General features: G+C 62.7%; 22 protein-coding genes. 3 read left to right on the top strand and 19 right to left on the bottom strand.

From position 1 onward, the window contains the following. Nucleotides 1-89: 89 nt before the first annotated feature. A complete protein-coding gene (mtgA, locus tag KTN04_RS07190; RefSeq protein WP_254262428.1) occupies nucleotides 90-851 on the bottom strand; it encodes a monofunctional biosynthetic peptidoglycan transglycosylase in 762 nt (253 codons plus the stop codon). 65 nt (nucleotides 852-916) lie between these two features. Here mtgA and KTN04_RS07185 point away from each other — a divergent pair, with 65 nt between their 5' ends. The 3 genes from KTN04_RS07185 (at nucleotide 917) to KTN04_RS07175 (ending at nucleotide 4,134) form a co-directional block, all read left to right on the top strand. Beyond that, the gene (locus tag KTN04_RS07185; RefSeq protein WP_217334544.1) at nucleotides 917-1,252 is read left to right on the top strand and encodes a hypothetical protein; all 336 of its coding nucleotides are present in this window, start codon (nucleotides 917-919) and stop codon (nucleotides 1,250-1,252) included. Between the two features lie 129 nt (nucleotides 1,253-1,381). After that, nucleotides 1,382-3,421: a copper resistance system multicopper oxidase gene (locus tag KTN04_RS07180; protein ID WP_217334543.1), complete on the top strand. Its 2,040-nt coding sequence runs from the start codon at nucleotides 1,382-1,384 to the stop codon at nucleotides 3,419-3,421. 11 nt (nucleotides 3,422-3,432) lie between these two features. Continuing rightward, entirely contained in the window at nucleotides 3,433-4,134 is a 702-nt protein-coding gene (locus tag KTN04_RS07175; protein ID WP_217334542.1) for a copper resistance protein B, read from the top strand. A gap of 109 nt (nucleotides 4,135-4,243) precedes the next feature. Here KTN04_RS07175 and KTN04_RS07170 read toward each other — a convergent pair whose 3' ends face one another. The 18 genes from KTN04_RS07170 to KTN04_RS07085 all read right to left on the bottom strand — a co-directional run bounded on the left by KTN04_RS07170 (nucleotide 4,244) and on the right by KTN04_RS07085 (nucleotide 21,202). Next, nucleotides 4,244-5,455, bottom strand: coding sequence for a CynX/NimT family MFS transporter (locus tag KTN04_RS07170; protein ID WP_217334541.1), 1,212 nt, complete (start codon nucleotides 5,453-5,455; stop codon nucleotides 4,244-4,246). A gap of 214 nt (nucleotides 5,456-5,669) precedes the next feature. Further along, nucleotides 5,670-6,266, bottom strand: a complete 597-nt coding sequence (locus KTN04_RS07165; protein ID WP_217334540.1) for a flavodoxin domain-containing protein — start codon at nucleotides 6,264-6,266, stop codon at nucleotides 5,670-5,672. 8 nt (nucleotides 6,267-6,274) lie between these two features. Continuing rightward, complete coding sequence (locus KTN04_RS07160) at nucleotides 6,275-7,084, bottom strand: DUF4198 domain-containing protein (RefSeq protein WP_217334539.1); 810 nt, start codon at nucleotides 7,082-7,084, stop codon at nucleotides 6,275-6,277. A 32-nt stretch (nucleotides 7,085-7,116) separates the two neighbouring features. After that, nucleotides 7,117-7,635, bottom strand: a complete 519-nt coding sequence (locus KTN04_RS07155; protein WP_217334538.1) for a DUF2271 domain-containing protein — start codon at nucleotides 7,633-7,635, stop codon at nucleotides 7,117-7,119. Between the two features lie 9 nt (nucleotides 7,636-7,644). Beyond that, a complete protein-coding gene (locus KTN04_RS07150) occupies nucleotides 7,645-8,259 on the bottom strand; it encodes a PepSY-associated TM helix domain-containing protein (RefSeq protein WP_217334537.1) in 615 nt (204 codons plus the stop codon). A gap of 199 nt (nucleotides 8,260-8,458) precedes the next feature. After that, entirely contained in the window at nucleotides 8,459-9,838 is a 1,380-nt protein-coding gene (locus KTN04_RS07145; protein ID WP_217334536.1) for a sodium-dependent transporter, read from the bottom strand. Nucleotides 9,839-9,895: 57 nt separating this feature from the next. Next, on the bottom strand, nucleotides 9,896-11,161 hold the full coding sequence (locus KTN04_RS07140) for a tetratricopeptide repeat protein (RefSeq protein ID WP_217334535.1): 1,266 nt from the start codon (nucleotides 11,159-11,161) through the stop codon (nucleotides 9,896-9,898). A 3-nt stretch (nucleotides 11,162-11,164) separates the two neighbouring features. Continuing rightward, complete coding sequence (locus KTN04_RS07135; RefSeq protein WP_217334534.1) at nucleotides 11,165-11,827, bottom strand: energy transducer TonB; 663 nt, start codon at nucleotides 11,825-11,827, stop codon at nucleotides 11,165-11,167. Then, nucleotides 11,827-12,240 (bottom strand): ExbD/TolR family protein, encoded by a 414-nt coding sequence (locus tag KTN04_RS07130; RefSeq protein WP_217334533.1) that lies wholly within the window; start codon nucleotides 12,238-12,240, stop codon nucleotides 11,827-11,829. The genes KTN04_RS07135 and KTN04_RS07130 overlap by 1 nt, the downstream gene beginning before the upstream one ends. After that, nucleotides 12,237-12,734: a MotA/TolQ/ExbB proton channel family protein gene (locus tag KTN04_RS07125; RefSeq protein ID WP_217334532.1), complete on the bottom strand. Its 498-nt coding sequence runs from the start codon at nucleotides 12,732-12,734 to the stop codon at nucleotides 12,237-12,239. Before KTN04_RS07125 ends, KTN04_RS07130 begins: the two co-directional genes overlap by 4 nt. Further along, nucleotides 12,724-14,070 carry a MotA/TolQ/ExbB proton channel family protein gene (locus tag KTN04_RS07120; protein WP_217334531.1) on the bottom strand — a complete coding sequence of 449 codons (1,347 nt, stop codon included), beginning with the start codon at nucleotides 14,068-14,070 and terminating at the stop codon, nucleotides 12,724-12,726. The genes KTN04_RS07125 and KTN04_RS07120 overlap by 11 nt, the downstream gene beginning before the upstream one ends. Continuing rightward, nucleotides 14,067-14,849: a DUF3450 domain-containing protein gene (locus tag KTN04_RS07115; protein WP_217334530.1), complete on the bottom strand. Its 783-nt coding sequence runs from the start codon at nucleotides 14,847-14,849 to the stop codon at nucleotides 14,067-14,069. The genes KTN04_RS07120 and KTN04_RS07115 overlap by 4 nt, the downstream gene beginning before the upstream one ends. A 200-nt stretch (nucleotides 14,850-15,049) precedes the next feature. After that, the gene (locus KTN04_RS07110; protein ID WP_217334529.1) at nucleotides 15,050-16,558 is read right to left on the bottom strand and encodes a fumarate hydratase; all 1,509 of its coding nucleotides are present in this window, start codon (nucleotides 16,556-16,558) and stop codon (nucleotides 15,050-15,052) included. Nucleotides 16,559-16,677: 119 nt separating this feature from the next. After that, nucleotides 16,678-17,580 (bottom strand): prenyltransferase, encoded by a 903-nt coding sequence (locus KTN04_RS07105; protein WP_217334528.1) that lies wholly within the window; start codon nucleotides 17,578-17,580, stop codon nucleotides 16,678-16,680. A 143-nt stretch (nucleotides 17,581-17,723) separates the two neighbouring features. Next, complete coding sequence (gene trhP / locus KTN04_RS07100) at nucleotides 17,724-19,076, bottom strand: prephenate-dependent tRNA uridine(34) hydroxylase TrhP (RefSeq protein ID WP_217334527.1); 1,353 nt, start codon at nucleotides 19,074-19,076, stop codon at nucleotides 17,724-17,726. Between the two features lie 44 nt (nucleotides 19,077-19,120). Beyond that, nucleotides 19,121-19,678, bottom strand: a complete 558-nt coding sequence (gene thpR / locus KTN04_RS07095; RefSeq protein WP_217334526.1) for an RNA 2',3'-cyclic phosphodiesterase — start codon at nucleotides 19,676-19,678, stop codon at nucleotides 19,121-19,123. Between the two features lie 26 nt (nucleotides 19,679-19,704). Continuing rightward, the gene (locus tag KTN04_RS07090; protein WP_217334525.1) at nucleotides 19,705-20,319 is read right to left on the bottom strand and encodes a glutathione S-transferase family protein; all 615 of its coding nucleotides are present in this window, start codon (nucleotides 20,317-20,319) and stop codon (nucleotides 19,705-19,707) included. Between the two features lie 19 nt (nucleotides 20,320-20,338). Then, the gene (locus tag KTN04_RS07085; protein ID WP_217334524.1) at nucleotides 20,339-21,202 is read right to left on the bottom strand and encodes a coiled-coil domain-containing protein; all 864 of its coding nucleotides are present in this window, start codon (nucleotides 21,200-21,202) and stop codon (nucleotides 20,339-20,341) included. Between the last annotated feature and the right edge of the window lie 397 nt (nucleotides 21,203-21,599).

The raw sequence follows: 21,599 nt of genomic DNA, 5'->3' as shown, positions 1-21,599 counted from the left end.
GTATCCATGCAGGGGCATGGTACCCAAGGGTACCGAGAATGGATTCTTTATACCGCAATCATCATAAAAACTGAACCTTTTATAACCGATTACTCAATCTGCAGGATCCAGTCAGACCCCAGCTGCTGCATCTGGCGACGGATCCAATCCGCCCGCTGACGCACATGGGGCGATGCCGGCTGGGCGCTGTAGCGCCACGGATTAGGCAGAATCGCGGCCAGCCGTGCCACCTGATCCGCATCCAGCTGCTCGACCGGTTGCCGATACCAGTATTCACTGGCAGCCGCCACGCCATACACGCCCGGCGCAAATTCAACAATATTCAGGTACAGCTCCAGAATCCGCGCCTTGCCCAGTATTCCCTCCAGCATCAGTGCCAGCGGGACCTCCAGTCCCTTACGGGCCCAATCACGCCCGGGCCAGAGAAACAGGTTCTTGGCCGTTTGCTGGGTCAGTGTGCTGGCGCCTCGCAGTCCCTCTCCGGCCAAGGCGTCATCGACGGCCTGACGCACCGCCCGCAGGTCAATCCCGGCATGCAGCGGAAAGCGCTGATCCTCGGCCGCCACGACCGCCAGCTGCAGGTGCAGCGGAATGCGATCCAGATCCACCCAGCGGTGCGCTTGCTGGTCGGGATAACCGGCCGGGCGCGTCCAGTCGCGCCAGACTTGCCAGGACCAGACCGGCGGGTCGATCACCTTCAGGCTGAGCACCAGCAGTGTCAGTAGCAGCATGAGCGCCAGCCCCAGACGCCAGCACAGGCGCCAGAACGGCCGCAGCAGATAACGTTGCAGAAAAGAAGGATGACGGTTGGACAAGGCGATCTCGGTTACCGGTACACTGGACGGAAACAACCGGAACCCTTGCACCCGGCACCGGTCACAACGCTATACTATGCCAAAACCCTGATGGAGCTGTCATGCCGAATCTGCCCGCACCACGACTGATCAGCCTGCTGAGCGCACTTGCGCTGCTGCTGTTGCTGCTCGCGCCCGTGATCACGGCAGCAGTCCCCATGACCGACCCGTCCGCACAGCACCTGCATGCCACCGACATGCCGCATGACAGCGACCAACAACATCAGACCGCCGCCGACTGCTGGCAGCAGTGCATGGCCAGCTGCGCCAGTCACTGCGCCCCGCTGGTGCCCGGTATCGCGCTGGCAACTGCCGCCGGCAGTGTCCATGGCACGCTCCCGCCCGACCTGTATCAACGGCTGTTCCCCAACAGCCTGCACCGCCCTCCAATCGCCTGACATACGCCGAATAATCGCCGCTGTTTCATGCACGGCCCGACCGTACGCGGCCCGACCGTACGCGGCTCGACCGATCGCGGCCCGACCGTTCGCGGCCCGACATTATTGACGTCTTTCAGGAGCACCTTCATGAGCAAGGATACGACTTTGCCTGCGCCCTCGCGGCGCCGTTTCGTCCAGGGACTGGCCCTGGGCGGTCTCGCCACCGGACTGGGCCTGCATGCCCGCCCGCTGCTGGCCGCAACGCCGGCTGCCACTGCGCATCCCGTGCTGAGCGGTACCGAGTTCAACCTCGACATCGGCCATCAGGTGGTCAATTTCACCGGCACCGACACGCTGGCCACGACGGTCAACGGCTCCCTGCCTGCCCCCATCCTGCGCTGGCGCGAGGGTGACCGGGTTCGCCTCAACGTACGCAATACCCTGGACACCGACTCCTCCATCCACTGGCACGGCATCATTCTGCCCACGGACATGGATGGCGTGCCGGGGCTCAGTTTCGATGGCATCGCCCCCGGCGAAACCTTTACCTATGAGTTCGATGTGCAGCAGAACGGCACCTACTGGTATCACAGCCACTCCGGCTTCCAGGAACAGACCGGCCTGTACGGCGCCATCATCATCGACCCCAAGGAGCCCGAGCCCTTCAGCTACGACCGCGATTACGTGCTCATGCTGTCGGACTGGAGCGATACCCCGCCGGAGCGGGTGTACGCCAACCTGAAGAAGATGAGCCACTACTACAACCGCCGCGAGCGTACCCTGGCCGATGATCTCATCCCGGAAGCGCAGCAGGATGGCTGGGGCGCGGCGCTGTCACGGCGCCAGATGTGGGAGAAGATGCGCATGAGCGATCGCGACATCTCCGATGTCACCGGGTACACCTACACCTTCCTGATGAACGGCCAGACGCCGGCCAGCGGCTGGACCGGCCTGTTCAGCCCCGGCGAGAAGGTGCGCCTGCGCGTGATCAACGCCGCGGCCATGACCTTCTTCGACCTGCGCATTCCCGGCCTGAGCATGACCGTGGTGGCCTGTGACGGCCAGTACGTGGAACCGGTCCGTGTCGGCGAGTTCCGCATCGGCGTGGCCGAAACCATCGATATCATTGTGGAACCCATCGAACACAAGGCTTACAGCCTGTTCGCCCAGGCCATTGATCGTTCCGGTTACGCCCACGGTCACCTGACCCCAGACCCGGCGCTCAGTGCCACGCCGCCGGCCATGGACCCGGCCCCCGAACTGACCCACATGGATATGGGCATGGCGATGAGCAGCGGTGATCATGGTGCGCATGGCGGCCATGCGATGCCAACCCAACACGGACATGCAGGGCATGACATGCCGACGGCCGACAGCGGCATGCAACACGGCGGCCACCTTGGCGTGCGTGGCGAGCACGCTGCCATGCCGCACCAAGGCATGGCAATGCCGATGGCTCAGTCACACGCCGACCACGGCATGACCGGGCACAGCATGGGCCAACACACCATGAATCAGGGCGCTCAGGATGCACATGCCAGCCACGGCATGGCGTCGAGCAACGGGCACGGCATGTCCCACGGCAATACCCATAGCGCTTCACAGGGCAGGTCGCATGGCCAGGCTCACACCGATGCGCCAACCTATAAGGGCCATCCCCTGTCGGCCGGCATGCCGGTGCATGCCGACAGCGAATACGGCCCCCATGTGGACATGCGCGCCGAAGCACCAGAATACCGCCTGGATGATCCCGGCGTTGGTCTGCGCAACAACGGCCGCAAAGTGCTGACCTACGCTGACCTGCGTAGCCTGCACCCCACGCCCGACACCCGCGAGCCCGGCCGCGAGATCGAGCTGCACCTGACCGGCAACATGAGCCGCTACATGTGGTCGCTCAACGGCATCCGTTATGCCGACGCCGACCCCATCCATCTGAACTACGGCGAGCGCGTGCGTATCACCCTGGTCAACGACACCATGATGCCGCACCCGGTCCACCTGCACGGCATGTGGAGCGATCTGGAAACCGGTGACGCCACGCACCTGCCGCGCAAACACACCCTGGTAGTGCAGCCCGGCGCACGCCTGAGCTATCTGGTGACCGCCGACGCCAAGGGCGAATGGGCATTCCACTGCCACCTGCTCTATCACATGATGGGCATGTTCCGAAAAGTCGTGGTCAGCTGAGGAGAGAGCGAATGAAACTGCATGCATACTGGCCACTGGCGGCCCTGCTGACACCGGCCCTGGCGCTGGCCGGCATGAATGACGATCCGGTGCTCACCAAGCTCGACGTCAAGCAACTGGAAGGCGCCTACCGCGATGGCGATACCCGTCTGGCCTGGAATATCGAGGGCTGGCTGGGGACCGATCTGCACAAGCTGGTGCTCACCAGCGAGGGGGCGCGCCTGGATGGCCGCAGCGAGGAGCAGGAACTGCGCCTGTTCTATCGTCGCGCCATCGCGCCCTACTGGGACCTGCAGCTGGGCTGGCACCACGCGCCCCTGGCCGAGCGCCGCGATGACCGCGCCCTGCTGGGCATCAACGGCACCGCGCCCGGGTACCTGGAAACCGAGTTCAACCTGCTGATGGGCCCAGGCACCGACCTCAGCGCCGAGCTGAGCGTGGAACGAGAGATCCGACTGACCCGGCAATGGGTGCTCAGCCCGGAAGTCGGCCTGACGGCGCACAACTTCAGTGATCCCGAGGAACACCAAGGCAGCGGCCTGGCCGACCTGGACCTGGAACTGCGTCTGGCCTGGGAAGTGCGCCCCGACCTGGCGCCCTATGTCGGCGTCACCTGGGAGCGCAAGCTGGGTGACAGCGCCGACCTGGCCCGCGCCAGCGGTCACGACGTGGAAGAAACCTACTGGCGACTAGGGGTCAGCTTCTGGTTTTAACCGGCTGACATCCCCCCCGGGGCAGGGTTTGCCTCGGGGGATCACAATCCGAACACACGGGAATTATCATGCGCACAGCAATAACAACCGCCCAGCCTGCTGTGGCCGCTCAGCGCCTGGGCGCAGCAATCTCGGCCATGGCCTGAGCATAACCTTGCGGCGCAAAGCGCCCGGTCACCATGAGCATCGCCACCAGCGTCACCAGAATCAGCCCCCAAGACGCGGCAAAGCTGCCCGCCAGATCATGCAGCAAGCCCGCCAGATAGGGCACCAGCGCGGTAATGACAAATCCCACTCCCTGCACGAATGCCGCCAGCACACCGGCCATGGCCGGCCCCTCCAGATGATCCAGCGTCAGCGTCAATGTCAGTGCGAAGCAGCTGCCCAGGCCATAGCCGATCAGCGCCACCCACACCACCAGCCCCGGCTCGGGCCAGAACAGCAGACCGCTAAAACCGATCAGCTGCAGACCGACGGCCAGCAGCAGCCAGGGACGGCGGTCGACACGGCCGCGACATAGCAGGGGCACGCAGAGCGCGGCACACACCTGCAACAGGGTCATCAGACCGATCAGTTCGCCGCTGTCGGCGGCACTCCAGCCCAACGACTGGGCATAGAGCGGCAACCAGGCCACCATGCTGGCATAACCGCCGTTGGCCAGCCCGAAATACGCCGCCAGCAGCCAGGCTCGGCGGTTGCGCAGACAGTTCAGCTGCGGCGGCGCAGCGGCCGTCGAGACGCCATCACGCGGACGCAGCCGCCAGCACAGCAACGCCAACACCGCCGGTAATAACCAGATGCCCAGCCCGGCCTGCCAGTGGCCGCTGGCACGGGCCACCAACGGGCTGACCACAGCAGCCAAGCCGCCACCGCCCATCAACGCCGCCGAGTACAGTCCCATGCCCAGCGGCACCTTGTGCGTGTACCAGCGCTTGACCACCCCCGGCGCCAGTGATTGCACTACCGCCACACCGATGCCGGCCACCAGAGCCGTCACCACCAGTGAGGCACCGTCTTCCAGCCAGAAGCGCCAGCCGCAGGCCACGGCAATGGCCAGCAGGCCGAACAGAACCCAGCCGCCTTCACTCAGCCAGCGGCCGATGCGGGGCAACAACAGGGCAAAGACGCCCATGCACAGCATGGGCAGGACCGTCAGCAGCGAGGCCGACTGCAGCCCCAGCCCCGTACTCTGACGGATCGACTCCAAGAGAGGGCCGTGTGAGGTGACGATGGGACGCAGGTTCAGCGCCAGCGCAATAATGATCAGCATGGGCCAGATGCCCGCCATACGGGCGCCGATCGAGGAAGACTGTTGAGACATGATGCAGTGGTTACCCGTGTAAACAGAAACGCCGGTGTTGTACACCGGCGCAGAGTCTAACCGATCATCAGAACGGCGTGTATGGCAGGAATTTGCCATCCAGGGTGATCACGGCCCGGGAGCCACCTTCCGAATCGTCTACCGTCGCGATTGAACCGGCTCGCCTTGCCGAGCTGGCCGAGAATAGCCTTCAGATTCGGGCAGCGGCGGGCGATTAATCGCTGGCAGGCAGCAGTTGCCGGAACCAAACATCCACCATGCGCGGATCAGCCTGACTCACTTGCACGGGGTCGAACAGTGGCTGTGCCCCGGCGGCCTGCAGGCGCCGGTGGACCTCCAGACCGAAGGCACAGAAACGGGGATAGCTTCGATCCCCCAGCGCCAGCACGGCATAGGGTTTCTGGTCAAAACGGGCCAGCACCGCAGCATCATCCCAGCCCTGAGCGGTTTTGGGTGCATCGCCCTGCCCCGTGGTACTGGCCACCAGCAGCAGGGCCTGCTCGGGCACCTCCGTGTCGGCCAGCCGGTTCAGTGCGACCACCTCGGCCTGGAAACCGGTCTGGCGCAGCCGCTTGCGCGTGGCCTGTGCCAGCTGGCGGGCGGTGCCAGTCTCGGTGGCATAGGCGATGCAGTAGTCCTGTGCCCCGCCCTGAAGCCCCGCGCGGTCACCCGACCTGCGCAGCGCGGCAGCCAGGACTGCGGCATAGGCCAGCAGTGCCAGACTCGCGATCCAGCGCCGTGCACCGCTCACGTCGTCCAGCTGCCAGACCAGCAGCAGGGCGAGCGCCACTGCCGCCGCGAGGGTTTTCAACCCCGGTCTCAAAGCGGCAGTACCTCAAGGGTGGCGCTGTAACCGAGGCGACGCTGAGCCCCTTCGATCAGGCGGCTGGGCTGTTCCAGTTCGGCTTCCAGCCAGTACATGCCGGGCTCGGTGAAGGTCACTTCAACTTGGCCATTCGTATCCGCCGTCAGCTCGATCTCCCCGACCTGATCGCGGTAACGGATACCATCCCGAATCAGCACCAGAGGCAGTCCGGCCGCCGGCTGGCCATCCAGCAGAAACTTGAAACGGACCGGTTCGCCGGTCACCAGATCATTGGGATGGGTGATGGGCACCAGCTCGATCCCCTGCCCGGTCGGCGTGAAGTTATGCGCGCTCGGTGCGCCTTTGGTCACGAACACCTGCATCCGGCTATCGATCTCGCTGACACGCACGTCTTCGGCAGCCACCGGGATCTGATCCAGCTGCTCCACCGGGCCCGACCAGCGCTTGAACTCGCCCGCCTGCTTATAACGGGCAAAGGCGCCCTGACGATACATCTGCAGGGTATAGGTACCCTCTTCCTTCAGCTCGATATCAAACATGGAACGGTAGCGCCCACGCGCCGGGTTCTGGGCTTCGACCGGCTCACCGGAGGGCGACAGGATCTCCAGCCGCTCCAGTGACAAAGGATGGTGTTCGAAATAGAACAGGCTGTTGGAGACGGCACCGTCCACGGTGACCCAGGCGTTGTCACCGGAAAGCACCGTGGCCGACGGCAGCATCCAGGCACGGTGCGCCTGTGCCGTGGTCGCCACGCCGATACCCAGGGCCAGCAGGGTACAGGCGCCCAAACGTTTGATATTCATGTGATGTCCTTATTGCGAATGAAATTGAGGGCTCAGGGCGTCAGCTGCAGGGCAACGCGCCCCAACTCGTGCTTGCCCTGTCGGGAAATCTGTCCGGGGGCGTCAGTCGGCCAGCTGAACGGCAAGCGGATCACCTCGCGGCCGCCCACCTCGCGGGCGGCTTCCACCACCAGCCGGTAGTCACCTGCCGGCAATGCCTTTAACTGCGGAGAGTCCGCCTTGAATGTCAGTTGATGCACCCCCACCGGGCGGGTCGCCCCCGAGAGTCCATCCACCGGAAATTCAAGTTGGCGCCCACTGCGCCGCCACCACAGGCGCAGGTCTTTCAGCCACTTGGTGCCTTCGTTGTCCTGCAGCGCCAGGTCATACCAGAGCGCCAGGTCCTGCTGATGACGCCCCTTGTCGGTTTCGATCCAGACCGCCACATAGGGGCGGTGATATTCGGCCACGTTCAGCGCCGGAATCTCGATCTCCACACTGAACTCGGACGCACAGGCCGGTATGGCCATGGCTGACAGCAGACACGCCGCTGCCAAGGGTTTCCATTGCATAAACATTCCTCAGTGAATCAGCAGTACGGCCAGCAGCACCGGCACCAGAACCCCCAGCCCCGTGACCGGCCAGACCGCCGCGCGCTCACGCGCATGCAGCCCGAGCACCGCCAGCCCGGTTAGACTGAACAGCACGCAGATCAGGGCAAAGGCATCAATAAACAGACTCCAGGCAGGGCCGGCATCCCGCCCCTTGTGCAGGTCATTCAGATAGGCGATCCAGCCACGATCGGTGGACTCGTACAACAGCACGCCGCTTTCAAGGTCAACACTCAACCAGGCATCCCCACCGGGGCGCGGCAGTGACAGGTACACTTCGAAGGCGGACCATTCCGCATCACGATGCGGCAGGTTGATACCCTGCTCGTCACGCAACCAGTCACGCGCACTTGCCGGCAGAGGAGCAGCATCCGCTTCGACTGCCGTGGCACGCAGGCGCTCCAGCAAGGGCGCCGGTACCGGCTGCTCAAGGGTTTGCACACGAACATCGGCGGGTATTTGCCCGGCGTGGTTCAGGGTGAAGCCAGTCAGGGCGAACAGCAGCATGCCGAACAGCGCCAGCGCCGAACTGATCCAGTGCCAGGTCAGGAGGCGGCGTAGCCAAAGCGAGCGTCTGACGAGCATTCTTCTTCCTTGCAATACATCCCTGACGGGAACCGATGAAGATCAGGGCAGGCCTGAATGACAGGAGACCAGAATATAACAATTCTCATTAACCATCAACGAATGAGAATGGTTAAGTTTTGTAAACCTTGGGCGGCGAACAAAAAAGCCGCCCGACCTTATCGGCACGGGCGGCGTGACAGACGCATTCTAACGGGGCTCAGAGGCCGATCAGCCCGATCGCCTGCAGGAAAATCACCAGAATCACCACCGGTGCCAGAAACCGGATCAACAGTAACCAGATGCGGTAACCGGTGCTCTCACCACCCAACTCATAGGCGGTGATCTCCGGCTTCATCACCCAGGCGGTAAACAGCGCCATCAACAAGGCGCCCAGCGGCAGCATCCAACCGGAGGTCAAATAGTCCAGACTCTCGAAGAAGGTCTTGCCGGCCAGGGTCCACTCGGCGCCCAGATTGAACGACAGTACTGTGCCCAGGCTGAGCAGCCAGATGCCGCTGCCCCCCAGCACGCTGGCCTTGAGGCGCGACATGCCCTGCTTTTCCGTTAGCCAGGCGATGGCCGGTTCGATCAGCGAGAACGCCGACGTCAGCGCCGCCACCGACAGCATGACAAAGAACAGGGTGCCGAACAGGGTGCCGAGCGGCATCTGGCCGAAGGCGATCGGCAGGGTGACAAAGATCAGCCCGGGCCCGGCGCCCGGCTCCAGCCCGTAGGCAAAGACGATGGGGAAGATCGCCAGCCCCGCCAGCAGTGCCGCCGCCGTATCGAGCACCGCCACCAGCATGGAGGTACGGGCGATGGAAACATCCGGCGGCAGATAGGAGCCATAGATCATCATGGCGCCGCCACCGATGCTGAGGGTAAAAAAGGCATGCCCCAGCGCCACCAGAATGCCGGATGCGGTCAGCTTGCTGAAATCGGGCTCGAACATAAACGCCACCGCCGCGCCGAAATGCCCCGTGGTGGTGGCATAGCCCACCAGAATCACCAGGAACAGAAACAGCAGCGGCATCAACAGGTTAGCGGCCCTTTCCAGGCCCTTGCGCACGCCGCGCCCGACAATGCCCAACGTCAGCAGCAGCACCAGTGTACTCCAGCCGATCAGGACCAGCGGCTGCTCCAGATGGGCATCAAAGCGCTGGCCGATTGCCTGCGGCTCCAGGCCGGTAAAGGTGCCGCTGGCCGTCACGGGGATATAGGCCAGCGCCCAGCCCGCCACGACCACATAGAAGCTGAGCAGCAGAAAGCCGGTCAGCACCCCGAGGCGACCCACGTTTTTCCACGCCGGATTGGCGCCCGCCTCCTGCGCCAGTCTGGCCATGGAGTTGATCGGGTTCTGCTGGCCGCGACGGCCGATCAACACCTCGGCCATCAGCAGCGGCACCCCCAGCAGGGCGATGCAGGCCAGATAGACCAGAATGAAGGCTCCGCCTCCGTTCTCGCCGGCGATATACGGGAACTTCCAGATGTTACCCAGGCCAACGGCTGCCCCTGCTGCAGCCAATATAAAGGAGATGCGGGTCGACCACTGTTGCTGTGGCGCACGACCGGACAGGGCTTGGGGTGTCTTGCTCATCATCGTTACCTGGTTGGAGATGGGCGTATCCTGCCATATCCGGCGCCGATTTTCTCGTCAGCTGCGCGCGGTCAGCGGCCCTTCGGTGGTCGGTGCTTCGCGACTGGCGACACTGTTGCTCACCTGGTCCAGGTAGTTGAGCCAGCGTTGTGCCTGGGCGCGGGTCGCCTCAAACTCACGCGCCTTATTGAAACGCTGGCGCGCTCGCTCATAGCGGGCACGGTTGACGTCGGCAATGCCGTCGAGCAGATAGAGATCCGCCGCGTCCGGCTTCAGCGCCACCGCTTCACCAATACTGCGCTGCATGGCATCCCAGTGCTTGAGCTGCATGTCCAGATAGGCGATCTGGCGCCAGGTGGCGTAATCCGGCTGGCGTTTGGCAATGCGCTGCAAGGTTGCGCGCCCCTGTGGATAAAGTTTGGCCTGCAATTGGGTTTGTGCCAACAGACGCTCATGCTTGAGCGTACGGCTCAATTGCTGCCGGGACATGGCATCGTCCAGCAGTTCGGCGGCCCGCTGTGGCAGTCCCTGCTGCACCATCAGCTGGGCCAGCCAGGTGTAGTGGCGTTCCTGGCTGAACTTGCCCGCCAGCCAGGCCGCTCTCAGCGTCGTCAGCGCATCGCTGTGGCGGTCACGCAGCTGATACACACTGGCCAGCTGCTCCCAGTACCGGGCCTGCTGTGGATAACGGTTGACCAGCAACTGCAGCACCGCTGTCGCGCCCTTCCATTGCTTGAGCTGAAAGTGCGCCGCCAACTGCAATCGATACCAATCCTCAGGCGCCCTTCCCTTGAGGCGGATCGCCGTTTGTACGGGTTTGACCACACGCGACCACTGCGCCCGTTGCGAATAGCCCTGTGCCAGCAACAGATAATCCTCGGCGCGGATGCTTTCGTGCTGTCCACCCTGGGTACGAACCTGCTGCATCCACTGCTCCAGCGAGGCGATCCCCTTGCGCCACTGCTCCTGCCCCATCTGCAGCTGAGCCACCGTATGTAGCAAACGACGCTGATCCGCGCCCGACAGGGCCTTCAGCGCATGGGCGGCGGCAAAGTGTTGTAGTGCCGCCGTCTCCTGCTGCCGCGCCAGCGCCAGGTTACCGCGAAACTGCAGGGTATAGGCCTGTGCCGGCTTGCTCAGCGTGTGCGACGACAGTTGCTGCAGAATCTTGGCCGCCTGGGCGTAATTGTCCTCGGCCATCGCCTGCTGGGCCTGGTTCAGTTGCCGCAGTACCCCCGGTGACAGCTGGATCCGTTCGGCCAGCGCGGTCGTGCCGAGCATCAGCCCAACCGACAGGCACAGCGCTTGCATCATCCGTTTCATGATTTACTCCAGTTTGAATTCCAGCCGCTGGCGGGTCCGAAAGGGTACCGCTGCTCCTCCTTCAGTCATCGGGTTGAAGCGCCAGCGCAACAGGGCCCGCTCCACCGCGCGATCAAACACTCCCGGCGGGGTCGCTTCGACAATTTTGAATGAGTCCGGCACGACACGCCCCTTGGGGTCCACCGTGAATTCGGCGACCACAAAACCTTCAATGCGCCGACTGAGCGCACGCCGCGGATACTGTGGATTCATGCGCGACACCGGCGCGGCATTCAGATTGGTCGCCATACTGACCGCAGGTGAGGGCGCAGCCACTGACAGGGCCTGCACCGACGACAGATCCACCGCCGCATTGATCTTCATGCCGATATCCAGCTGGGGCGCGGGCATGTTCAATGCCACCGCCGGGGTGTTCACGGCGACCGGCTGCGCCATGTCCGGCACGGCCGGGCTGGGCGGCTGCTCCGGCATGATATCCGGTGGCGGCACGGCTTCACGCTCACGCACCTGAACTTCGGAGTCCAGTGTCAGCCGCTGCACGTTAATGCGCGTCTGTGCCGATACCTCCGGTTCGACGGTACGCCCGACCCCGGCCAGATGCGCCATCAACAGGAACAGCAGCAGGCTGACCAGGATAGCGGGCGGAATAAACAACAGCCCCCGCATCAGCCTGCTCCTTCACGTGTCGCCACGGCCACCTGTTCGATACCGGACAGCTTGACCTGATCCATCACCTGCACCAGCAGGCCGGTTTTGGCGTCTCTGTCCGCCTGAATCATTACCCCCAGATCCGGCTGCTCCACCTTGAGCCGCTCCAGCGTGGGCCGAATCATGCGCACATCCACCGGCTGACGATCCAGCCAGATCTCATCCTGGGCCGTAATGGCCAGCATCACGCCCTGGTTTTCCTTCACCTCGGCGGTCTCCGACACCGGGCGCTCGATCTCGACCCCGGCTTCGCGCACGAAACTGGTCGATACGATAAAAAAGATCAGCATGATGAACACGATGTCGAGCATGGGCGTCATGTCGATCTCGGCATCGTTGTCCATCATGTCCAGGTTCAGTCGTTGCCTCATCCTCTGGCTCCCGTGATATCCAGTCGAGTGCGTTGCAGTTGGCTCCAGCGGGCCAGGCGGTTCCACAGCAGCAGGCCGCTGACCGCAATGACCATGCCGGCCAGCGTTGGCAGCGTGGCCCGCGCCACCCCCGCCGCCATCAGGCGCGGATTACCGGTACCATTCAGCGCCAGGGTGTCAAACAGGTGAATCATGCCGGTAACGGTGCCCAGCAAGCCGATCAGCGGGCAGAGCGCAATCAGGGTGCGGATCAACGGCAGTGCATTCTGCAGCTCCAGCAGCAGGTCGGCGCGCTGCAACTGGCGCGCGCTGCCCGGTCGCTGCGCCCGATAGGCCCGAATACGACGTGGGAAGTCGAACCAGCGGAACCAGAGCCGCTCCAGCAACAGCGTCCAGAGCACCAGGGTGACCGCCAGCAGCGCCCAGAGCACCGGCCCACCGGCATTGAAGAAGCCCGCCAGCGCCGCTTCGAATTGGGCCAGGTCAGGCAGCATGGCGCGCCTCTTCGGCATCGCTGAGCTGCTCACGCTTGACGGCCAACAACGCCAACCCTTTCTGCTGCAGCAACTGCAACAGGCGGCGACTGCGTGCCGCCAGCAAGCTGTGACAGAACAGCAGCGGGATGGCGACGCACAGCCCCAGCACGGTCGTCATCAGTGCCTGGGAGATGCCCCCGGCCATCAGTTTGGGATCACCGGTGCCGAACAGGGTGATGCTCTGGAAGGTACCGATCATGCCGGTCACCGTACCCAGCAGACCCAACAGGGGCGCTACGGCGGCCACCAGTTTGAGCAGCGTCAGGCCACGCTCCAGCAACGGCGCTTCCTTGAGCAGCGCCTCATCCACGCGCAGCTCGGTCTCATCCGTGGTCCGGCCTGCCTGGCCCGCCGCCAGTACACGCCCCAGGGGGTTGCGCTCACTGGCCTGGTCGGCATTGCGCAACTGAGCCCGCACGCTGACTTCAATCTGCAAGGTGGTCAGCAGCTTCCACAGCGCCACCAGCAGGCCGATGCCGCCCAGCGCCAGAATGATGTAGCCCACCAGCCCGCCTTGGGCGATGCGTGCTTTCAGGTCAGGGGTTTGCGCCAGCAGCGCCAGCAGGTTGCCGCGACTGGGGTCGACCACCAGCGTATCACCCTGCCCCTGCACGAAGGCTTGCGCCTGGTCGATCACAGCACCCGCGGGCTGTACCGGCAACACCTGCAGCGCGCCATTGACGTAGTTCAGGTAGCGTCCCTGCTCTGTCAGTGCCGTGAACGGGCCGACACGCAACACCTCGGCGTCTTCTCGTACACCATTCGCCTGGATAACCGGGGCAGTAAAGCGGGTCACTTCCCCGGTCGCGGTCATCTCCTGCTGCAACAGGAACCAGAGGCCTTCCAGTTCGCTCAGTGTCGGGATGCGTCTGCGTTCGGCAAAGGCCAGCAGCTCGGCACGCTCGGGGTGCTGTGCGGAGATCAGGGAATCATCCACCAGCCCCTTCAGCTCCTGCGCCTGCTGCTTGACGACCCCGAACACCTCGCCCAACTGACCACTGCGCACACGCAAGGCTTCGCCCTGCTCGGTCAGCGCATCCTCATTACTCTGGAACTGCGCCTTGAGCTTGGCCTGCTCGGCTTCGGCGGCCGCCAGACGAGCCCTGGCCTGGTCCAGCAGCGCCTGCTGGCGGGCATTATCAGAGCGGAATTCAGCCAGACGTTCAGCATCGGCCTGACGATCGGTGGCCACTTGGGAGCGCACCTGCTGCAACAGCTGCTGCAGCTCATTGGCCTGGGACGGCACCGCCAGTACCAGCATCAGTGCGGCCAGGGTACGGGTCATGGCCTTCATGAGGCACCTCCGCTGTGTTCATTGGGCACCAACTCAATGGGCAGTTCCAGCAACTCGGGCACCGACTGCTGGCGGGCCATGCTGACTCCCTTGCGGATCGGCCAGTCAAAGTCGGCATCAAGTCGTTCCCAGTCACCCGACTGACGACGCCAGCGACCGCTCTCTTCGCCGTCCAGTGTCTGGTAATAAAGCGCCACACGCCCCAGGCGCAGGAAGGTAACCTCTCGGACCTGCCCCCCCTGTTCCAGCGCTCCGCTCCAGGCCTCCAGGGTCCGGCCGTACTCGGCCTCGATCCGGTAGGCTTCCAAAATCTGACGATATTTTTCCGCCAAACTGATATCGGCACGATCCAACAGACGCGCCAATCGCTGAACACGCTGTTCGCGCTCTTCCGGCAGGAAAGGAAGATCGCTGGCGATAAACTGCTCCAGTATCGACTGCATGCGTACCAGCAGCGGCAGCGTCGCCTGCTCGGTCTGGGTCAGGGAGGTCAGCTGAGCCTCGACGTCCGCCAGTTCACGACGCTGGTCTTCCACCATGCGTGACAGCTGGCGGTTGTAGGCTTCCATCAGTTCCGCCTGGCGCAGGGCCGCAGTGTAGGCGTCATAGTTTTCGCGCGTCTGCTGATCGAGCTGGTCGATGTGGCGCTGCGCCTGCGCACCCTGCTGGTGCGCCCGTTCCAGCACCTGCTGGTTCTGCTCCAGGGTGTTGGCCTGAGCCATGACGGGCAACAGCATCGGCACAGACAGCAGCACCGCCTTCAAGGGTATCCGGTCCATGAGCAATCCGTTTAAGTAAAACAAATGATAACGATTTGCATTATTTACTATATGAACAATACATTCAATGCTTGACGGCGAGGAAACGGCACCAGGATAGAAGCTGGGTGCTGTGGATAAGTCGGGCGGATAAACGACAGGCACAAAAAACCCCGCCGAAGCGGGGTTGCATGATTCAGAGGACGATCAGCCGTTCAGGATCAGACCGCCTTGTGGGCGATGATGTCCTTCCACTTGGCCGGACCCGTGGTGTGCACGGATTCGCCGGCGGTATCGACCGCCACGGTCACCGGCATGTCCTTCACTTCGAACTCGTAGATCGCTTCCATGCCCATTTCCGGGAATGCCAGCACCTTGGCGTCGGTGATCGCCTTGGACACCAGGTACGCTGCGCCGCCAACCGCCATCAGGTAGACCGCTTCGCTGTCCTTGATCGCTTCGATCGCCACCGGGCCACGCTCGGACTTGCCGATCATGCCCAGCAGGCCGGTGCTTTCCAGGATCTGACGGGTGAACTTGTCCATGCGGGTCGCCGTGGTCGGACCGGCCGGCCCCATCACTTCGTCACGGACCGGATCGACCGGACCCACGTAGTAGATGAAGCGGCCTTTCAGATCCACCGGCAGCTCTTCGCCGTTGTTCAGCATCTCCACCATTTTCTTGTGGGCAGCATCACGACCGGTCAGCATCTTGCCGTTAAGCAGGATGGTTTCGCCGACTTTCCATTCTTTCACCGCTTCCGGGGTGATCTCGTCCAGATTGACGCGACGGGTGTTGGCGCCGACTTCGAAGGTCACTTCCGGCCAGTCATCCAGGCTCGGCGGCGTCAGCACGGCCGGACCATTGCCGTTCAGAGTGAAGTGGGTGTGACGGGTCGCGGCACAGTTCGGGATCATGCACACCGGCAGAGACGCCGCGTGCGTCGGGTAATCCTTGATCTTCACATCCAGAATGGTGGTCAGACCGCCCAGACCCTGGGCGCCAATGCCCAGTGCGTTGACCGCGTCCATGATTTCCAGACGCAGCTCTTCGACACGGTTCTGCGGGCCGCGCTCGCGCAGCTCGTGAATGTCGATCGGGTCCATCAGGGACTCTTTCGCCAGTACCGCTGCCTTCTCGGCGGTACCGCCGATACCGATGCCCAGCATGCCTGGCGGGCACCAGCCGGCGCCCATGGTCGGCACGGTCTTGACGATCCAGTCGACAATGCTGTCGGACGGATTCAGCATCACCATCTTGGACTTGTTCTCGGAGCCGCCGCCCTTGGCTGCCACATGAACTTCCACTTCATCGCCTTCGACGATTTCGTAGTGGATCACCGCCGGGGTGTTGTCCTTGGTGTTCTGACGCTTGCCGGCCGGATCAGCCAGGATGGATGCACGCAGCACGTTGTCTGGGTGCGTGTAGGCGCGACGCACGCCTTCGTTGACCATATCGGTCACGGACATCTTGGCATCCCACTGCACGTTCATGCCCACTTTCAGGAACACGGTAACGATACCGGTATCCTGACAGATCGGGCGCTGGCCTTCGGCACACATGCGGGAGTTGATCAGGATCTGCGCCATGGCGTCTTTCGCCGCCGGGTTTTCCTCTTTCAGATAGGCCTCGTGCACACCCTGCACGAAGTCAATCGGGTGGTAGTAGGAAATGAACTGCAGCGCATCGGCGACGCTGTTGATGAAATCATCCTGGCGAATAACGCTCATTGACGACTCTCCAATCTGGCTTGGTTGTGGTTCATTGAGGTCGGGCCCGTCCGCAGACCGGCATAAACTGGCGCAGCATTATACACCAATTCGACCCCTTAACTTCTCGGGTATTGGTATTAGAGCATAATCGGCCAGGGGTTCAGCAGCGCCAGGCAAAACAGCATGCCAAACCCGAGCAGCAGGCGGGCCGTTGCCGGCGTCAGCGGCTGACGTGCATCGGCATCGACACGCAGCAACCGCACCGGCTTCAGGGTCAGCAGCAGGCTCGGCAATAGCCAGAGCGCTCCGGGCAGTAACCCCAGCCCCAACAGCAGTGCCGATACCAAATAGACCCCGGCCAGCAGGCTCAGATAGAGCCGCACCCCAGCCGCATAGCCCATGCGCACGGTCAGCGTGTGCAGGCCGTCACGGCGGTCGCGTTCGCAGTCGCGTAATTCATTGCTCAACAGCAGCAGCGACACCAGCAGACTGACCGGCACCGTCTGCAGCAGCAGCTCCGGTGTCAGGGAAGCACCCAGCGCCAGAGCACTGCCGGCCATCATCAGCACGCCCATCAGCCAGAACACCAGCACCACGCCCAGCCCGCGACTCTTGTAGTTGACCGGACTGACCGTATAGCCCAGCGCCCCGGCCAACCCCAGTACGCAGAGCAGCAGAAACCCCATCCCCTGTTGAATGACAAAGTGCAAACCGATTGCCGAGGCCAGCAGAAAACAGAGCATGCCGGACTTGAAGTTATGCCGGATCGCGGTAATGGCGGCGGCATTCTCGGGGCGCCCCTGCAGCAGACGAATATCGGCGTGATCATTGATCAGGTTGACGCCCGCCTGCAGCAGCAGACCGCCCGCCAGCACCAGCAGCGCGGCAAACGGATTGATCGGCCCCTGCAGGGCTGCCAGCAGAATGCCGATCATGCAGGTGATCAGCGCCACCGGAAAGGAAAACGGACGCAGTGCACGGCGAAAGGCATACTTGCCGATATCCTCAGCATCACATCCTGATTGCATGGTTGCAGCCATCCCGCTTGACTCCATCGTCTGGTTACCTCACCTGCCCGGGGTCCGCACCCTTACGGCGGCCCCAGCAGTCTTGTCATTGCCGCGTGGGCATACTGTACATAAAAAAGGGAGCCGCTGGGCTCCCTGTATCGGTGTGATCGCGTCTAGTCGCGTTCGGGCGCGTTGGGCAGATCGCGCATCAGCAGCGCGTAGGTCATGTCGGTGTCGAAATCCACCGGAATGCTGACCCGGTGCCCTGAGCCCGGTGCCACCTCGGCAGGCTGTCCCTTCTTGTTCAGCATCTCCTGCAGCTTGAAGCGCTTGTTGCCCGCCGGGGTCATCAGCTCCAGGGTATCGCCCAGCTCGAAGCGGTTCTTCACGTCGATCTCGATAAAGCCCTTCTGGGCATCATGACCGGTGATTTCGCCGACGAACTGCTGATGCACGCCCACCGAACTGCCGGTCTGGTAGTTCTGATACTCGTCATGCACGTGACGGCGGTAGAAGCCCTCGGTGTAGCCGCGATTAGCCAGGTTCTCCAGCGTATCCATCAGGTTCATGTCGAATGGCTTACCCGCCACCGCATCGTCGATCGCCTGACGGTAGGCCTGCGCAGTACGCGCCACGTAGTAGTGCGACTTGGTACGCCCTTCGATCTTGAGCGAGTCCACGCCCATCTCGGCCAACTTGTGCACATGCTGAATGGCGCGCAAATCCTTGGAGTTCATGATGTAGGTGCCGTGCTCGTCCTCGAACGCCGGCATGTATTCGCCCGGACGCGTCTCTTCCTGCAACAGGAAGATTTTGTCGCTGGGCTGACCTTCACCCAAGGCCGGCTGCGGCTCGGCTGCGGGATCAAAGGACTGGACCGGCACCACGTCACCGGACTCGTCCTCTTTGGCCTCGTGGGCATCGTACTTCCAGCGGCAGGCGTTGGTGCAGGTGCCCTGGTTGGGGTCGCGGTGGTTGATGTAGCCAGACAACAGGCAACGCCCGGAATAGGCAATGCACAAAGAACCGTGCACGAACACTTCCAGTTCGATCTCCGGGCACTGCTGGCGGATCTCGGCGACTTCGTCCAGCGACAGCTCGCGCGACAGAATGATGCGTTCGATGCCGGCACGGTGCCAGAACTTCACCGACGCCCAGTTCATGGTGTTGGATTGCACCGACAGGTGGATCGGCAGGTCCGGATACTTGTCCTTGACCATCATGATCAGGCCCGGGTCGGACATGATCAGCGCATCCGGGCCCATGGCGATGACCGGATCCAGATCCTTCATGTAGGTCTTGAGCTTGGAGTTGTGCGGCAGGATATTGCTGGCCACAAAGAACTTCTTGCCCAGCTCATGGGCGATGCGAATGCCTTCGGCCAGGTTGTCATGGGTGAAGTCGTTGTTGCGCACGCGCAGGCTGTAGCGCGGCTGCCCCGCATAGACGGCATCCGCCCCGTAGGCGAAGGCATACTTCATGTTTTTCAACGTCCCGGCCGGGGACAGCAGTTCTGGTGTTCGCATAGGACCTGTAGTGAGTTCTGAAGATTAACGGGCCTGAGTGAGCCTCAGGCAGACAGGTTGATCCCAAACAGAGGCGTGTAGATGGAGCCTCGCTCTCCCGGACGACTCTGGTACAGCACCACCGAATCCGCGGGTGTCGTCAGGCCAGGCCGAGGCCAAGCTTCAGGCACTTCAAAGCGGTTTTCGGCCGGTAGGCGTGCCAGAGTCACATGGGGCATGAAATCGCGCTCATCATAGCGGATTCCGGCTTTTTTGGCGATATTAACCATACGATCATGCAGGGCATACAACTGCTCATGATCGCTGATCAGCGCCGCCAGCACCCCCAGCCGCGGATTGGCCCGGTAGTAGCCCAGCTGATCTAACGGCACCATGAAGCTGGGCTGGTCCGCCAACACTTCACGGGCCAGCTGTTCCAACTCCGTGACCTGCTCCAGCGTCACATCGCCCAGGAAGCAGAGCGTCAGATGGTAGTTGGAGGAGTCGACCCAGTGCGCATCCAGACCGCGATCGAACTCGCACAGCGTATCGGCGCAGTCCGACAGCGGACGGGCAATGCGCTCTGGAATCGGCAGCGCAAAAAACGTTCTTATTGTGTTCATAACGAGAGCCTGCAAACAGGCATGTGTTACCCCTTTGCCTGCGCCATGAGCCGCTGCTGCGCCGGATGCGACAGCACGGACTTGATCCAGCGATGCACTTCTGGATAAGCACTGTAATCAAACCCAGCCAACTTGGGCCAGCTCAGCACCAGGCCACCATGAATATCGGCAATGGTGAAATGATCGCCACTGATCCAGGTGCGGCCGTGTAGCTGCTGCTCCAGCAACGGCAGGAACCGCTCCAGCTCGGCACTGGCACGTGCCATCACCTCTGCATCCGGGGCACCCCGGTTGAACTTGAACTGCATCAGCATATCCAGTGCCGGCACTTCCATCTGATTGCTAATATACAGCGACCAGCGCAGGATATCCGCTTCCGCGGCCGGCGTATCGGCCCACAGGCAGCCGTTGCCGTATTGACGTGCCAGATAGTAGAGAATGGCCTGGGTCTCGAACAGCACCAGCTCGCCATCCACCAGCGTCGGGATCTTGCCGGTCGGATTCAGGGCGCGGTAGTCCTCCGACTGTGTCTGCTCGCTGCGCGGCAGCATATCGACCGACTCATACTCCAGTCCCAGTTCCTCCAGCGCCAGCATCACCATGCCGGCCCGCGAAAAGACACTGCCATATACCTTGATCATTCGATGCTCTCCCTCGGGCTCAGCCCTGCTCCATGCGCAGCTGCAGATTGTTCAGCTGCTGACGTATCCGCAACAGATCCTGATTGATCTGCCGACGGGTGCCGTCGATGGCCTTGATGGCCTGTTCGTTCTGGCGAATGCGTTGTGCCAGCCCGGCGCTGACACCCGACCCGCCTTCCAGTTCGGACAGCTGGCGTGTCAGCTGCTTCTGTACCTTGAGACGCCCTTCACTTTCGACCTTGAGTCCCTGCTCCAGAGTCGCCAGCTGCTGTTCAGACGCCGCCAGCCGCGCCTGCAGCGTTTTCTTCAGTGCCGCCTGCTCGGTCCTGAGACTGTCGGTCCGTGCCAGCGCGTCCGCCACCTTGCCGGCTTCCGTGCGCACCTGCTCCAGCGCCGTGTTCGTCGCTGTCAGACGCGCCTGCAGCTGCTTCAGCTGCTCGGCCTGCTGCTCCAGTTGAGGCTTGTTGCGCTGGTAGGCGATGGTCCACAGCTTGGCCACTTCGGAGTCGAAATGGGCAAACCGTTCTTCCACACGCGTGTTCACGCCTTCGAGGCGCTGCTGCAGCGTCTCGCCAGACTGCTCAGCACTGTCAGAAGTCACTTCCAGCATCGCTTCCAGGGACTCGACACGTTCCTGCGCCTGCTGTAGTTCGGCATGTACATCAGCCAACTGCTCCTGCTGTTGTGTCAGCATGAAGCCCAGGTACCCCAGGGCCGTAGCCATCAGCAACAGTATCAGCGTCACCAGCAGGTTACCGCCGCGCCCGTTCGGGGCGGCTGCCGATGGCGCGGTACGGGTCGCGGCGGCCGGTCGCGCCGCGTTCTCGACCACCAGAGATTCCAGCCCGTCCGTATTCAGGCCGGGTTCCTTGCGTTCACTCATCGGGATATAGTCTTTGCAGAAAACAGGCGATCAACCCTAGCAGGTTTGCCAAAAACGAAAAAGCCCCGCAATCGCGGGGCTTGGCTTGGATCAGAGAGCCGGGGGGCAGATGCCGGGTAGCAGCAGCGCATTACTGTGCCGCCGCCCCCTAAGAACCGTACGAGCGAGTTTCCCCGCATACGGCTCAAGCCTTTACAAGCCCTCTTTGCAGAGAACCGGCAGACCTTTCTAATTTCGCATGCATCAGATCTTGGTATTGGATGGTGGGGCACACGCCCCACCGATAACAGTGATTACTTCTTTCGTCCCCAAATCACTGGTAGCAGCACCGCTAAGGATGCCAGTACTTGTGCGAGGTCGAAAACCACCGTTACTGTCAGATCAATATTCATCGGCT

It is taken from the genome of Marinobacterium weihaiense, from assembly GCF_019061305.1.
Taxonomy (GTDB): domain Bacteria; phylum Pseudomonadota; class Gammaproteobacteria; order Pseudomonadales; family Balneatricaceae; genus Marinobacterium; species Marinobacterium weihaiense.
Note: the sequence above shows the minus strand (reverse complement) of the source record. Positions and strands in the feature narration are given on the sequence as shown.